General features: G+C 73.3%; 12 protein-coding genes and 1 pseudogene. 5 read left to right on the top strand and 8 right to left on the bottom strand.

Annotated elements, in window-relative coordinates; translation table 11 throughout:
• Together ABTY04_RS07840 and ABTY04_RS07835 are read right to left on the bottom strand one after the other, a co-directional pair.
• A pseudogene (locus tag ABTY04_RS07840) lies at positions 1-381 on the bottom strand (hypothetical protein); the annotation flags it as partial.
• Between the two features lie 162 nt (positions 382-543).
• On the bottom strand, positions 544-1923 hold the full coding sequence (locus tag ABTY04_RS07835) for an NsdA family TPR-like regulatory protein (protein WP_352212453.1): 1380 nt from the start codon (positions 1921-1923) through the stop codon (positions 544-546).
• 220 nt (positions 1924-2143) lie between these two features.
• Here ABTY04_RS07835 and ABTY04_RS07830 point away from each other — a divergent pair, with 220 nt between their 5' ends.
• The 3 genes from ABTY04_RS07830 to ABTY04_RS07820 all read left to right on the top strand — a co-directional run bounded on the left by ABTY04_RS07830 (position 2144) and on the right by ABTY04_RS07820 (position 5470).
• Positions 2144-2824 carry a bifunctional DNA primase/polymerase gene (locus tag ABTY04_RS07830; RefSeq protein WP_352212636.1) on the top strand — a complete coding sequence of 227 codons (681 nt, stop codon included), beginning with the start codon at positions 2144-2146 and terminating at the stop codon, positions 2822-2824.
• Positions 2825-2972: 148 nt separating this feature from the next.
• On the top strand, positions 2973-3815 hold the full coding sequence (locus ABTY04_RS07825; protein ID WP_352212452.1) for an ABC transporter ATP-binding protein: 843 nt from the start codon (positions 2973-2975) through the stop codon (positions 3813-3815).
• Complete coding sequence (locus ABTY04_RS07820; protein WP_352212451.1) at positions 3812-5470, top strand: transporter; 1659 nt, start codon at positions 3812-3814, stop codon at positions 5468-5470. Before ABTY04_RS07825 ends, ABTY04_RS07820 begins: the two co-directional genes overlap by 4 nt.
• Before the next feature lie 98 nt (positions 5471-5568).
• Here ABTY04_RS07820 and ABTY04_RS07815 read toward each other — a convergent pair whose 3' ends face one another.
• Positions 5569-6438 (bottom strand): alpha/beta fold hydrolase, encoded by an 870-nt coding sequence (locus ABTY04_RS07815; protein ID WP_352212450.1) that lies wholly within the window; start codon positions 6436-6438, stop codon positions 5569-5571.
• A 282-nt stretch (positions 6439-6720) separates the two neighbouring features.
• Positions 6721-7413, bottom strand: coding sequence for an iron-dependent transcriptional repressor DtxR (locus ABTY04_RS07810; protein ID WP_352212449.1), 693 nt, complete (start codon positions 7411-7413; stop codon positions 6721-6723).
• A gap of 232 nt (positions 7414-7645) precedes the next feature.
• Between ABTY04_RS07810 and ABTY04_RS07805 the strand changes: the two genes are divergently transcribed.
• Positions 7646-8401, top strand: coding sequence for an SIS domain-containing protein (locus ABTY04_RS07805; protein WP_352212448.1), 756 nt, complete (start codon positions 7646-7648; stop codon positions 8399-8401).
• An 8-nt stretch (positions 8402-8409) separates the two neighbouring features.
• Here the strand turns inward: ABTY04_RS07805 and ABTY04_RS07800 are convergent, their stop codons facing one another.
• Together ABTY04_RS07800 and pdxH are read right to left on the bottom strand one after the other, a co-directional pair.
• A complete protein-coding gene (locus ABTY04_RS07800; protein ID WP_352212447.1) occupies positions 8410-9744 on the bottom strand; it encodes a PAS domain-containing protein in 1335 nt (444 codons plus the stop codon).
• A 357-nt stretch (positions 9745-10101) separates the two neighbouring features.
• Positions 10102-10764 (bottom strand): pyridoxamine 5'-phosphate oxidase, encoded by a 663-nt coding sequence (gene pdxH / locus ABTY04_RS07795; protein WP_352212446.1) that lies wholly within the window; start codon positions 10762-10764, stop codon positions 10102-10104.
• Between the two features lie 200 nt (positions 10765-10964).
• Here pdxH and ABTY04_RS07790 point away from each other — a divergent pair, with 200 nt between their 5' ends.
• Complete coding sequence (locus tag ABTY04_RS07790) at positions 10965-12071, top strand: citrate synthase 2 (protein WP_352212445.1); 1107 nt, start codon at positions 10965-10967, stop codon at positions 12069-12071.
• 70 nt (positions 12072-12141) lie between these two features.
• Here ABTY04_RS07790 and ABTY04_RS07785 read toward each other — a convergent pair whose 3' ends face one another.
• Both ABTY04_RS07785 and ABTY04_RS07780 read right to left on the bottom strand, forming a co-directional pair.
• Positions 12142-12768: a TetR/AcrR family transcriptional regulator gene (locus tag ABTY04_RS07785; RefSeq protein WP_352212444.1), complete on the bottom strand. Its 627-nt coding sequence runs from the start codon at positions 12766-12768 to the stop codon at positions 12142-12144.
• Complete coding sequence (locus ABTY04_RS07780; RefSeq protein WP_352212443.1) at positions 12756-13493, bottom strand: enoyl-CoA hydratase family protein; 738 nt, start codon at positions 13491-13493, stop codon at positions 12756-12758. The genes ABTY04_RS07785 and ABTY04_RS07780 overlap by 13 nt, the downstream gene beginning before the upstream one ends.
• Positions 13494-13815 lie beyond the last annotated feature (322 nt).

The raw sequence follows: 13815 nt of genomic DNA, 5'->3' as shown, positions 1-13815 counted from the left end.
ATGCGCGGGCGCGGCCGGCACGGGCCCCGCCGGCACCGGCGCGATGTACTGCGTCGCCGCCTCGTGATGCGCGGGCGCGGCCGGCACGGGCGGGGCGTACTGCGTCGCCGCCTCCCCCTGCGCGGGCGCGGCCGGCGCCGGCGGAATGTACTGGGTGGCGGCCTCGGGCAGCGGCGGATACCCGTACCCGTGCGGCGCACCCGGCCCCTCGTAGCCCGGTCCCACGACGTGACCGGGCGCCGGATGCCCCGGCACCTGCGGGTACCCGTACCCGGGCGGCGCGGGCTGCCCCGGGGGCTGCGGGTACGCCGGGTCGGGACCCCACGGCGCACCGGCCTGTGGGGCCGCCTGCTGGCCGCTCCCCTGTCCGCTCTCCGTCACCGGGACTCCTTCGCCGACTACTCCGAAATTACGGAACCGTCGGCTCACGCTACCCGGTCGCCCCCTTTCCCCGTCAGGCCCACCCGCCCCGCCGCCCCGGCCGCCGACCGGGCGGCGGCCGGGAGTCGGCTGGGCGTCGGCTGGGCGTCGGCTGGGCGCCTGCTAGGCGACCACCTCCAGTCTGGCGGTGAATTCGCGGGCCGCGGGCTCGTCGCGGTACGGGGCGAGGCGGGTCCGGAAGTCGTCCAGGTACTCCGCGCCACGGTTCGAGCGGAGCCCCGCCAGCAGCTCCGCCGCCTTCGCGGCCGTCTGGCACGCCTGCTCCACCTCCCGCTGCTGCACGTGGGCCGCCGCCAGCAGCAGCAGCCCGATCGCCCGGCGCCTCGCCTTGCCCGCCGGGAGGCCCCGCAGCGCCTCCTCCGCCTGCCTGGCCGCCGCATCCGCCTGGCCCAGGTCCCGGTGGCAGTGCGCCAGCTCGTCCGCGAGGTACGCCTCGTCGAAGTGCCGGATCCACACCGGATCGTCGCCCGACTCCGGCTCCGCCCGCTCCAGCGCGGTCACCGCCCGCGAGGACAGCACCGCCGTCGCCCGGGTGTCTCCCAGCAGGGCGTGCCCGCGCGCCTCGGCCGCGTAGAACATCGCCTCCACCCTCGGGGTGACCTGCCCGCGGGTCCCCTCCTGCGCGGCCCGCGCGAGCTGCGCGATCTCCCGCGGATTGCCGAGTTCCGCCGCGAGGTGGCTCATCGACGCCGCGAGCACGTAGCCCCCGTACGCCCGGTCGCCCGCCGCCTGCGCCAGCCGGAGCGCCTGGATGTAGTAGCGCTGTGCCAATCCCGGCTGCCCGGTGTCCACCGCCATGTAGCCGGCGAGCTCCGTCAGCCGGGCCACCGCCGCGAACAGCGCGCGCCCCACCGGCTCCCGGTACGAACCGCCGATCAGTCCGGACACCACGGAGTTGAGGTAGTGCACGACGACGGGCCGGACGTGCCCGCTGCCGAAGCGGTGGTCGAGGTCCTTGAGGGCCTCGGTGGTCGCCCGGACGGCCTCCACGTCCGGCATCCCGACGCGAGAGCCGCCGCTGCGCGCCACCTGGGCGTCGGCGCCGGTGATCAGCCAGTCGCGGCTCGGTTCGACGAGCGCGGAGGCGGCGACGCTCGACCCGGACAGGAAGTCGCGGCGGCCGACATCGCTCCGCCACAGCTCGCTGACCTGCTCGATGGCGCCGACGACGGTCGGGGAGAACTGGAGGCCGATGCCGGAGGCGAGGTTCTTGCCGTTGGCCATGCCGATCTCGTCGATGGTGACGGTCCGGCCGAGTTTTCGCCCCAGCGCCTCGGCGATGATGCCCGGCGCCCGGCCGCGTGGCTGCTGTCCGCGCAGCCACCGGGCCACGGAGGTCTTGTCGTAGCGGAGATCGAGGCCGTGCTCGGCCCCGCACATGTTGACGCGCCGGGCGAGCCCGGCGTTCGAGCACCCGGCTTCCTGGATGAGCGCCTGCAGCCGTTCATTCGGCTGGCGCGCGACGAGAGGCCTGGCTGCCATGAAAACCCCCAGTAGCCGCGGGTGATCGTTGGAATGATCACTTCCCGCCTGATGTGCGGAGAATCATCCGCTCTGCGTCGTGTCGCTACCCAACTCCGGCGCCCCGACCTCCTACGCGCCCCCACGCGTGCATCAGTGCGCCCCGCGTGCAGGATCAATGCTCCGCCCACCGGCCGGTTTACCCCCGTAACCCCGGGTGACCCCGAGAGTTGTGATGGACGTGGAAGAGACCATCGGAGTCACGGAGACCGCACCCATCCCCAAGCAGCGCGGCGAGCAGCTGCTGGACCAAGCCGTGCGGTACGCGGAAGAACGGCACTGGGACGTCTTCGCCGGCACCTGGCTGGAGTCCGCGGACGGGCGGGAGCTGTGCTCCTGCGGGGAGCAGGACTGCCCGGCGCCCGGTGCGCACCCCACGGTCAAGGACTGGGCGGCACTGGCGACGGGCAGCGCGGTCCAGGTCCGGCGGATCTGGGCGAAGCACCCCGAGGCCTCGATCCTGCTGCCGACGGGCCGGACGTTCGACGCGCTGGACGTGCCGGACTCGGCCGGGTTCCTGGCGCTGGCGCGGCTGGAGCGGATGGAGCACACCCTCGGCCCGGTCGCCCTCACGCCCGACCACCGGATGCTGTTCTTCGTCCTGCCGGGCGCCGGGGCGAAGATGCCGGACCTGGTGCGGGAGCTCGGCTGGTCGCCGGCCTCGCTCGACCTGGCCGCGCGGGGCGAGGGCGAGTACGTGGCCGCCCCGCCCACCCGCTTCGGCGGCCGGGGCTCGGTCCAGTGGGCGCGCCGGCCCACCCCCGCCAACCGGTGGCTGCCCGACACGGAGGAGCTGATCGCGGCACTGGCGTACGCGTGCGGACGCGAGGCCGCGGCGGGCCGGGACCGCCACAGCTCCTGACCCGCGCTGCCGCCGGCCAGGAAGATCGCAGGTCAGGCCAGGGATATTCCTGTACCGAAAGTCATGACATAAGTAACTGCCCCGCCTCTCCCCGCCCTCCTATCGTGAAGAAAGCAGGACCACGGGGAACAGGACGAGAGGCAGACGCATGCCGGACCAGGCACATGCGACGGGTGGGACGGACGGACCGGACGGCGCGCACACCGCGCCGTCCGCCGGACGGGCGGCGGTACGGGTGGAAGGCCTGTGGAAGCGCTTCGGCGAGCAGGTCGCGGTCGCGGGGATCGACCTCGAACTGCCCGCGGGCAAGTTCATCGGCCTGGTCGGCCCGAACGGCGCGGGCAAGACGACGACGCTGTCGATGGTGACCGGGCTGCTGCGCCCGGACATGGGGCGGGTCCTCGTCGCCGGGCACGACGTGTGGAGCGACCCGGTCGAGGTGAAGTCGCGGATCGGCGTACTGCCGGAGGGGCTGCGGCTGTTCGAGCGGCTGTCGGGGCGCGAGTTGCTCGGCTACATGGGCCGGCTGCGCGGACTGCCGGGCGAGGAGACCGACAAGCGGGCGACGCAGCTGCTGGAGGTCCTGGACCTCGCGGGCTCGCAGCACAAGCTGGTCGTGGACTACTCGACGGGCATGCGGAAGAAGATCGGCCTGGCCGCCGCTCTGCTGCACAACCCCGAAGTGCTGTTCCTGGACGAGCCGTTCGAGGGCGTGGACCCGGTGTCGGCACAGACCATCCGCGGGGTGCTGGAACGCTACACCTCCTCCGGCGCCACGGTCGTCTTCTCCTCGCACGTGATGGAGCTGGTCGAGTCGCTGTGCGACTGGGTCGCCGTCATGGCCGCCGGGCGGATCCGCGCCGCGGGCCCGCTGGCCGACGTACGGGGCGACGCGCCCTCGCTGCAGGCCGCGTTCCTGGAGCTGGTCGGCGCGGGCGGGCGCGACGCGGGCGGCTCCCTGGACTGGCTCGGCGGGCAGGCCGCCCGATGAGCACCGCATCCGCCTCCGCTCCGGCGGGAGCCCCGGCCGCGGCCTCGGCCGGGGCTCCCGCGGTCAACCTGACCTCGGTCTTCGTCCGCCTCAAGCTCTCGTTGATACGCAACGGCCTCAAGGGCTCGTCGAAGCGCAAGGCCGCCTACTTCGGCTCGCTGGCGTTCTCCCTGGTGGTGGCGGTCTTCGCGATGCTCGGCCTGGCCGTGCTGCACGGAAACGCGCACGCGGGCACGGCCGTCGTCCTGCTCGCCGCGATCCTTGCGCTCGGCTGGACGTTCATGCCGCTGTTCTTCCCCACCGGGGACGAGACGCTCGACCCGAGCCGGCTGGTCATGCTGCCGCTGCGGCCGCGTCCGCTCGTCCGGGCCCTGCTGGCCTCCTCGCTCGTCGGCATCGGCCCACTGTTCACGGTCTGCCTGGCGGTGGGCTCCGTGGTGGCCGTCGCGCGGGGCGCGGCGGGCATCGTGGCCGCCGTACCGGCCGTACCGCTCCTGCTGCTGGGCTGCGTCGTACTGGCCCGCACGGTGGCCACGGCCAACGTCCGGCTCCTGACCAGCCGCAAGGGGCGTGACCTCGCCCTGCTCAGCGGCCTGCTGATCGCGGTGGGCGCGCAGCTGGCGAACTTCGCGAGCCAGCGCCTGTTCCAGTCGGGCGGCCTGGCCCAGCTGGAGCCGGTCGAGGCCGTGGTGCGGTGGCTGCCGCCCGCGACGGCGATCGGCATGGTGGACTCCGCGAGCAAGGGCTCGTACGGGGTCGCGGCCGCCCAACTGGCCGTGACCGTCCTCGCGCTGGTCCTGCTCCTGCGGTTCTGGGAGCGGAGCCTGACCAGTCTGATGGTCACCCCGGACGGTTCGACGATCGCGGCGGCGAAGCCGTCGGCGAAGCGGGAGGCCGCGGACGGCGTCGGCGTCTGGGCCTTCCTGCCGGCCGGGCGGACGGGCGCGGTCATGCAGCGCACGCTGCGGTACGTGGTCCGCGACCCGAAGACGAAGTCGGCGTGGGTGACGGCCCTGGCGGTCGGCCTGATCGTGCCGGTCTTCAACGCCCTCCAGGGCACGGGTTCGGTGTACCTGGCCTGCTTCGGCGCGGGCATGCTCGGCATCCAGATGTACAACCAGTTCGGGCAGGACACCTCGGCGTTCTGGATGGTCGCGCAGACCATCTCCACTCCGCGCGAGGCGTTCGTGGAGCTGCGCGCCCGCGCGTACGCCCTGGCCCTCGTCACGGTCCCGTACACGCTCCTGGTCACGACGGTCACGGCGGCGCTCGTGCACAACTGGAGCGGCTTCCCGGCAGCGCTCGGGGTGGCCCTGGCGCTGCTCGGCTCGATGCTGTGCACGGGCGCGCTGGCCTCGGCCCGCTTCCCGTACTCGATCCCGACGGACGGCGCCTTCAAGAACGTCGCCCCGGGCCAGGCGGGGCTCGCCTGGGCGGGCATCTTCGGCGGCATGCTCACGTCGGTGGTGATCTGTTCCCCGGTGATCGCCCTGACGATCTACCTCAACGTGGCGGACCACACGTCCCTGACGTGGATCCTGCTCCCACTGGGCACGGCCTGGGGCGCCCTGGCGACCTGGGCGGGCCTGCGCCTGGCGGCGCCGACGGTGGCCGGGAAGCTGCCGGAGATCCTGCTGGCGGTCAGCAAGGGCTGACGGCTCACCTGGCGCTCACGCGTAAGGGCGGGTACTCATTCGCAAAGCAGCGACTGAGTACCCGCCCTCTTGTACGGCCCGCTTGGCTGTGGACGCCGTCAAGGCGTACCGGCTCTGACTCCGTCCAGGAAGGGTTCCAGCGCCGCGCGCCAGGCCGTCGGCTGGTCGTAGTGGAGGTAGTGGCCTGCGTCGGGGATCTCGGCGTAACGGCCGGCCGGGAGGACGCGGACCATCTCCTGGGCCTCCGCGCGGCCGAGCTCGCCGTCGAGCCCGCGGACGACCAGGGTCGGGCACCGGACCTGGGCCAGTTCCTCCCAGTGCGCGTCGTGGACCCAGGTCTCGCGGGCCGTCAGCATCTGGCGGCGGGAGAACAGGGGGCGCCAGCCGTCCGGAGCCTCGTGCATCACCTCGGCGAAGAAGGCGCCGCGGCCGGGGTCGGGGCGTTCCACCCGGGGGTCGTCCTCGCCGAACCAGCGGCGGGCGGCGTCCTGGGTGGGGAAGGGGAGGGGCCAGCGGTGGAACCACTGCTCCCATTCCTGCTGGGAGGCCTCGCCGAGGGCGGAGGCGCGCATGTCGCAGATCACCAGGGCCTCGACCAGGTCCGGGCGGCAGGCGGCCAGCTGCCAGCCGGTGAGGGCGCCCATGGAGTGCCCGATCAGGGTCACGGGGGCCAGTCCGAGCTGCTCGATGACGGCCTCGGCGTCGGCCACGAACGCCTCGCGTGTGTACGGGCCGGCGGCGGGGCGGTCGCTCTGGCCGTGGCCGCGCTGGTCGAGGGCCACGACGCGGCGGCGCTCGGCGAGCCATCGGGCGGTGCCCGCCCAGTGGAAGGCGCGGCCCATCAGGCCGTGGAGTAACAGCACGCAGGGCGCGCCGGGATCAGGGGGCGCGGTGGCGGCGGATTCCCGGAACTCCCAGGCGGCCAGGCGCACACCGTCGGCCCCTGTCACATCGATGCGCTGTACCACGGCAGATGCACCCCCTTCGCTCGCGGCCAGAGTATCGAACCCACATTCGAAAACGGGGTTCTCGCTTTCAACACCGCTCTTTCGAGTGACCTTGCTCAAGGATTGGCCGCCTCTGTCGACGGAGATCCTTTCAACAGGGAGGCGGGCCGCTCGGGGAAGACGGTCCGAGGGGATGACCTTGAGAGCTCGGGGCTCCAGGTCAGCAAAGGGGAGGACCGGTCCCGGCGCCGCAAGGCGCCGGGACCGCCCACATCACCACCCGCGAACGCCGCGTACGTGCGGTCAGCGCTTGGCCACGAACACGTGCGAGGCGACCTCCGCCTCCAGTTCGGCCGCCTCGCCGCCGCTGCCGACCAGCACCCCGCCCGGCGACTCGGTCACGCTGACCACCGACCCGGGCTGCACGCCCGCCCGGCGCAGCGTGTACATCAGCTGGGCGTCCGTCTGGATCGGCTCCCCGATCCGGCGCACGACCACGGTCTTCCCGTCCGGGCCCGGGTCCAGCTCCGACAGGCTGACCATGCCGTCTTCCAGGAACCGGTCGACCTCGGCCTTCTCCCCCAACTCGTCCAGACCCGGGATCGGGTTCCCGTACGGCGACTCCGTCGGGTGGCGCAGCAGCTCCAGCACCCGCCGCTCCACCGCTTCGCTCATCACGTGCTCCCAGCGGCAGGCCTCGGCGTGCACCTGCTCCCACTCCAGGCCGATGACGTCGACGAGCAGGCATTCCGCGAGCCGGTGCTTGCGCATCACGCGCGTCGCCAGCCGCCGCCCCTCCTCCGTCAGCTCCAGGTGACGGTCGGTCGCCACGGCCACCAGGCCGTCCCGCTCCATGCGCGCCACCGTCTGGCTCACCGTCGGACCGCTCTGGTCGAGCCGCTCGGCGATACGGGCGCGCATGGGGACCACGCCTTCCTCTTCCAGCTCGAGGATGGTGCGGAGATACATCTCCGTGGTGTCGATCAGTCCGGACATTCGTGCCCCTCGGATATCGTGCGCTGGCCCTGCCCCCAATTCTGACGCATCACACCGACAACCGTCCCGTGCCGGACGCCAGGCCCCGCCCGGGACACCCCGGGACATCGCCGAGAGATCCCCCGCGACGATTCGCCCCGGGATTGACGTTCGTATTGACACGCCCTTGGTACAGACCGCACGGTGAGCGGCGGACACGGACGAACCCCACCTCTGGAAGGGCCATCGGCGTATGAGCGAGAGCAAGCTGGCCGGTCAGTTCCTCGACGCCGCGATCGGCCTCCTGGAGCGGGTGCGGGACGAGGAGGCCGTGCACCTCGCCGAGGCCGGCTCCGTCATCGCCGACGCCGTCGCCGCCGGGAACCGGCTCTTCGCCTTCGGCGCCGGCCACTCCTCGCTCCCCGCCCAGGACGTGGTCTACCGGGCCGGCGGGCTCGCCCTGATGAACTTCCTCGCCGTCCCCGGCACCGTCGGCATCGACGTCATGCCCGCCACCCTCGGCAGCGCCCTGGAACGGGTCGGCGGCCTCGCCGGGGCCGTCCTCGACAGCAGCCCGGCCGCCGGCGGCGACGTCCTCGTGATCATCTCCCTCTCCGGGCGCAACGCCCTTCCGGTCGAGATGGCCATGAACGCCCGGGCCATCGGCCTGAAGGTGATCGGCGTGACCTCCGTGGCGTACACGGCCGGGACCACGTCGCGGCACGCGTCCGGCACCTTCCTCAAGGACCACTGCGACATCGTCCTCGACAGCAAGATCTCGGTCGGCGACGCCGAGCTGAGCCTCGACGGCATCGACGCGCCGTTCGCGCCCGCCTCCACCGTCGTGACCAGCGCGATCATGCAGGCCGTGATGGCGGCGGCGGCCGGCGAGCTCGCCGCCCGGGGCATCGAGCCCCCGCTGCTGCGCTCGGGCAACGTCGACGGCGGCCACGAGTGGAACGGCCGCGTCCTCCAGGAGTACGGCGACCGGATCTTCTTCCGCCACTGAGACGCGGACTACGCACCCGGCAGCCCCTCGTCGCGGGTCCGGGGGCAGGCCGCCAGATCGAGGTCGGCCGCGACCCTGGCCGCGACCTCCTCCGCGTACACCGCGTCCGCCTGCTCGAAGGCGGCCCGCGACGCACCCCGTACGAAGGTGAGCGCACCCAGGGTCCGCCCGCGGCTGCGCAGCACCGCGCACAGCACGTGCGCCGCGTCCTGCGGCCACTGCCGGTCCCGTGCCCAGTGCTCGGCCGCCTCCCCGCGCGGGACACTGGTGCGCACCGAGCCGATCCGGTCCAGCGCCTGGAGCGCCGGATGCCCCGGCGCGTACCGGGCCGGGATCGGCCCGGCCCCCGCGCCCGGCGGCGGCGACGCGGCCACCCGTACGAGACGGCACCGGTCCGGGTCGGCCGACTGCTCCAGTACGTCGAGCAGCGCGTGCTCCGCGAAGCCGGCGAGGGCGAAGTCCAGTCGTACGGCGGCCGCCTCGGACGGGTCCTCGCACTCGGCGGCCGCCCGGCCCGAGCGGTGCAGCTGGCTGGAGCGGAACCGCAGCTGCGCCGTGTCGAGCGCGGCCTGCCGGGCCTCGGTGATGTCCTGGAACAGCCAGCCGACCCCGAGCGGCACCGGCTCCTCCGCCAGCGGGGACCCCAGCCGCAGGAACCCGGACCGCCAGCACCTGCGCCGTACCCCCTCGGGCGTGCGGACGGACACCCACAGCTCCACGGGCTCCGGCGGGGCCCCTTCGGCGAGCACGTGCTGGAGGGCGCCCTCCAGCTCCTCGACGCCCTGGGCCAGCAGCTCCCCCAGGGGCCGGCCGAGCAGGGCGGTCCGCCCCGACCCGAAGGCGCGGGCGGCATGCGCGTTGACCACGGCCGGGCGCAGGTCCACGTCGACGAGGACCACACCCCACGAGGCGTCGTCCATCAGCGCCTCGCTCAGCGCGATGGACCGCTCCAGGTCGATCTGGGCGTGCACCTCGCTGAAGGCGCAGTACACCCCGGCAGGTTTCCCGTCCGCCCCGGGCACCCCGGCGGACTGGGTCCGTACGAGCACCCGCCCGCCCTCCTTGGTCAGCAGGGCGAACTCGTGCACCTGCCGCCCGGGCACGTCCTGGGCGGCCATGAGCCGCTCCTCGACGTCCTGCGCGTCGGCGGCGCGCACGGCCCAGCCGGCGAAGCCCTTGCGCCCGACCGCCTCGGCGGCCGTCCAGCCGAGGATCCGCTCGGCCTCGCGGTTCCAGTGCGTGATCACGCCGTCGGCGTCGAACGCGCACAAGGCCGCGTCCATCCCGTCCAGCAGCGCTGCGAGCAGATCGTCGGTGGTCTCACTACGTCCGAAGGCACTCACCTGGCACCCCCTGCAGGTGTTCACGTGTGCGGCACGTCAGATCATTCAACTGGAACGTGACGCAGCCCACACCGCATTCCCTGAATCGCCCCGAAATAAATCACTTGAGGACCTCGGGGAGCGGTTCTAGGCTCTGCCGTACACGAGAAGGGAGGTGGTTCCCGAAATGTACGGAAACCGGACGCGTGAGGTGGCTGCGGGCTAAGGGCCCGTCGTCGCACGCACCCAGTGCGGTGCCCGGCGGGATCGCCAGGCGCCAATCCCAAGCAGTCACCCGACCCGCGGGCTCGCCGGTACGTCCGGCCGGCTTCTCTCACTGCAGGAGAGGACCCGAGCCCGCGGGTCGTCTGCGTTCCCCTACGGGGAGAGGCGCTCCAGGCGCCACTTGCCGTCTTCGAGGACGTAGTACAGCCGGTCGTGGAGCCGGTTCTCGTGGCCCTGCCAGAACTCCATCGAGTCCGGGACGATGCGGATGCCGCCCCACTCGGTCGGGACCGGGATCTGCTCGCCCTCGGGGTAGCGCTCCGCGAGTTCCGCGTAGCGGCGGTCGAGCTCGGCGCGGGATGCGATCACCCGGGACTGCTCGCTCGCCCAGGCTCCCAGCTGCGAGCCGTGCGGGCGGGAGCGGAAGTACGCCACCGTCTCGTCGCGGCCGATCCGGGAGGCCGTGCCGGTGACGATGACCTGGCGGGCGATGGGGTGCCAGGGGAAGAGCAGCGCGACGTGCGGGTTCGCGTCGATCTCGCGGCACTTGCGCGAGCCGTAGTTGGTGTAGAAGACGAAGCCCTGTGCGTCGAACTGCTTCAGCAGCACCGTGCGGGAGCTGGGGCGGCCGTCGGGGGTCGCGGTCGAGACGACCATCGCGTTCGGTTCGAACAGGTGCGAGTCGGCGGCCTGCTGGAACCACCGGGCGAACTGCCGCATGGGGTCCGCGGAGAGGCTGTCCTCGTGGACGATCTCCGAGCGGTACTGCTTGCGCATCGTGGCGGGGTCAATGTCCTGATCGGTCACGTGATCCATCCTGCCGCAGGAGTGCTTGCGGCAGTGTGCCGTATGTCACGCTTCCGCCTGCCATCCGGAACCGCCAAAATCTTGGGGCCGGTCCGGAGGTCCCCACACGGGTGACCGACGGCCGTGCCGGGCATCAACGGGGATGACCGCGCCGGACCGCGAGTCACGCCGGGAGCCGCGCGTGTTCGCACTATCTGAGGAGCCGCCTGATGTCCGACTTCGTACCCGGGCTCGAAGGGGTCGTCGCGTTCGAAACGGAGATCGCCGAACCGGACAAGGAAGGCGGATCGCTCCGCTACCGCGGTGTCGACATCGAGGACCTGGTGGGCCACGTGTCCTTCGGGAACGTCTGGGGCCTGCTGGTCGACGGGGCGTTCAACCCCGGCCTGCCCGCCGCCGAGCCCTTCCCGATCCCGGTGCACTCCGGTGACATCCGTGTCGACGTGCAGTCCGCGCTCGCGATGCTCGCCCCCGTGTGGGGTCTGAAACCGCTGCTCGACATCGACGAGCAGACCGCCCGCGACGACCTCGCGCGGGCCGCCGTGATGGCGCTGTCGTACGTCGCCCAGTCCGCGCGCGGACAGGGCCTGCCGATGGTGCCGCAGAGCGAGATCGACAAGGCCGAGTCCGTGGTCGAGCGGTTCATGATCCGCTGGCGGGGCGAGCCGGACCCGAAGCACGTGAAGGCCGTCGACGCGTACTGGACCTCGGCCGCCGAGCACGGGATGAACGCCTCGACGTTCACCGCGCGGGTGATCGCGTCGACCGGTGCCGATGTCGCCGCCGCCCTTTCGGGTGCCGTCGGCGCCATGTCCGGTCCGCTGCACGGCGGTGCGCCGTCCCGCGTCCTCGGCATGATCGAGGAGATCGAGCGCAGCGGCGACGCCGTGGCGTACGTGAAGAAGGCCCTGGACAAGGGCGAGCGGCTGATGGGCTTCGGGCACCGCGTCTACCGGGCCGAGGACCCGCGCGCCCGTGTGCTGCGACGCACCGCCAAGGAGCTGGACGCGCCGCGCTACGAGGTGGCCGCCGCGCTGGAGAAGGCCGCGCTGGAGGAGCTGCACGCGCGCCGCCCCGACCGGGTGCTCGCGACGAACGTGGAGTTCTGGGCCGCGATCATGCTGGACTTCGCGGAGGTCCCGGCACACATGTTCACCTCGATGTTCACCTGCGCCCGGACCGCCGGCTGGTCGGCGCACATCCTGGAGCAGAAGCGCACGGGCCGCCTGGTGCGCCCGTCGGCCCGCTACATCGGTCCGGGCCAGCGCAACCCGCGCGAGATCGACGGCTACGCCGACATCGCCGAGACGGCCTGACCCTTCGCACGCCGGCCACGCCGGGGCGCCGCGTCCCGCAAGGGGTGCGGCGCCCTCGGCGTTGCCGGCCTCAGCCGAGGGTGGCGTCCAGGATCCGGGACCACTGGGCGACCACGCGGGCACGGCGGGCCGTGTCGTCGGTGAGGACGTTGGCCAGGCCGAGGCCGCGGGCCATGTCGAGGAGGCCCTGGACGGTCTCGCGTACGCCAGGGACGGACTCGTCCGCGCCGAGGAGTTCCACGGCGATGCGGTGGGTCTCGCGGCCCACGCGGGCTTCCAGCTCGGTGACCTGGGGGCGCAGCTGTTCCTCGTTGGAGGCGGCGACCCACAGCTGGAGTGCGGCGCGGAAGAGGGCTCCGGTGTAGAGGTCGACGAGGGCCTCGACCACGGTGGGGCGGGCGGCGGGTCCGGCGTGTCCGGCGTGGAAGAGGTCGCGCAGGGCGGCGGAGCGTTCTTCGGCGACGTAGGCGACGGCGGCGGTGAACAGGTCCTCGCGGGTCGGGAAGTGGTACTGGGCGGCGCCGCGGGAGACACCGGCGCGCTCGGCGACGACGGCGACGGTGGAGCCGGCCCAGCCCTGTTCGGCGAGGCAGGAGACGGCCGCCTCCAGGAGGTGGCGGCGGGTGACGCGGCTGCGGGCCTGCTTGGGCCCGGGCTGCGTGTCGGCGGCGGGCCGGGCGTCGGTCACAGGGCCCATGCCGGGTCCCGGCGTTCGAAGCGGGCGGTGATGCCCTCGCGGGCCTCGGCGGAGCCGAAGTACCGGGCGGAGAGCTCCGTGAGCGCGGCGCCGTCCCGGGCGAGGACGGCCCGTACCGGGGCGGTGAGCAGTTCCTTGGTGGCGGCGAGGGCGTCCGGGCCGGCCTTGCGCAGGCCTGCGAGCACGGGGGCGAGGATCCGGTCCACGTCGTCGCCGTGCAGGGTGAGCAGGCCGATGCGGGCGGCTTCGGCGGCGTCGAAGGCTTCGGCGGTCAGGAAGTACCGGGCTGCCGCGCGCGGGTCCAGGCGGGGCAGCAGCGGCGCGGAGATCACGGCGGGGACCACGCCGAGGTGCGTCTCGGTGAAGGCGTACGTGGATGCCGGGCCGGCGGCGGCGATGTCGCAGACGCCGAGGAGGCCGAGGCCGCCCGCCCGGACGTGGCCGGTGACCCGGGCCACGACCGGCTTGGGGAGTTCGGCGATCTCGCGGAGCAGGGCGACGAAGTCGGCGGGGGCGCAGGGGGACTTCAGGTCGGCTCCGGCGCAGAACGTGGTGCCGGTGTGGGTGAGGACGACGGCCCTGGCCTCCGGGTCGGCCGCCGCCGCGGCGAGGGCCGTGCGCAGCTCGCCGACGAGGTCCGTGGAGAGCGCGTTCCGGTTGGCCGGGGAGTCGAGCGTGAGGGTGGTGATGCCACGCGCTCGCGCGGCGCCGACTGGGCGGGTCATGCGGTGTCCTCCGGAGGTTGTGCGGGTGATGCGGATCGTGCGGGCCGCACCGGCAGGCCCGGCAGGCCTTCCGGGCCTGCCGGCCCGGTGCGGCCCGGTGCGGCCCGTCGGCCCCGGGTACCGGCCGTCGCCGCCGGGCGCGCGTGCCCCCGGACGGCTGCCCTGCAGGGCCAGACCCATTGTCCGGGCCTCCCGGTCTGCTGCGGTCCGTGGTGCCGGAGGCCGCCGCGGCCGGGTGCCGCCCGCCGGGCCGGGAGCCACCCGCCACGGCCGGGTGCCGGCAGTCGTGCCCGGGCCGTCCTTCGTGCCCGGAGCCGGCTGT

Source organism: Streptomyces sp. NPDC097981, assembly GCF_040302565.1.
In the GTDB taxonomy this organism is placed as follows: Bacteria; Actinomycetota; Actinomycetes; order Streptomycetales; family Streptomycetaceae; genus Streptomyces.
Note: the sequence above shows the minus strand (reverse complement) of the source record. Positions and strands in the feature narration are given on the sequence as shown.

Bases quoted from the DNA above. Each gene is read 5' to 3' on its own strand.
- ABTY04_RS07835 (WP_352212453.1), bottom strand. From the start codon at position 1,923: ATGGCAGCCAGGCCTCTCGTCGCGCGCCAGCCGAATGAACGGCTGCAG.
- ABTY04_RS07825 (WP_352212452.1), top strand. From the start codon at position 2,973: ATGCCGGACCAGGCACATGCGACGGGTGGGACGGACGGACCGGACGGC.
- ABTY04_RS07820 (WP_352212451.1), top strand. From the start codon at position 3,812: ATGAGCACCGCATCCGCCTCCGCTCCGGCGGGAGCCCCGGCCGCGGCC.
- ABTY04_RS07810 (WP_352212449.1), bottom strand. From the start codon at position 7,413: ATGTCCGGACTGATCGACACCACGGAGATGTATCTCCGCACCATCCTC.
- ABTY04_RS07805 (WP_352212448.1), top strand. From the start codon at position 7,646: ATGAGCGAGAGCAAGCTGGCCGGTCAGTTCCTCGACGCCGCGATCGGC.
- pdxH (WP_352212446.1), bottom strand. From the start codon at position 10,764: ATGGATCACGTGACCGATCAGGACATTGACCCCGCCACGATGCGCAAG.
- ABTY04_RS07790 (WP_352212445.1), top strand. From the start codon at position 10,965: ATGTCCGACTTCGTACCCGGGCTCGAAGGGGTCGTCGCGTTCGAAACG.
- ABTY04_RS07785 (WP_352212444.1), bottom strand. From the start codon at position 12,768: ATGGGCCCTGTGACCGACGCCCGGCCCGCCGCCGACACGCAGCCCGGG.
- ABTY04_RS07780 (WP_352212443.1), bottom strand. From the start codon at position 13,493: ATGACCCGCCCAGTCGGCGCCGCGCGAGCGCGTGGCATCACCACCCTC.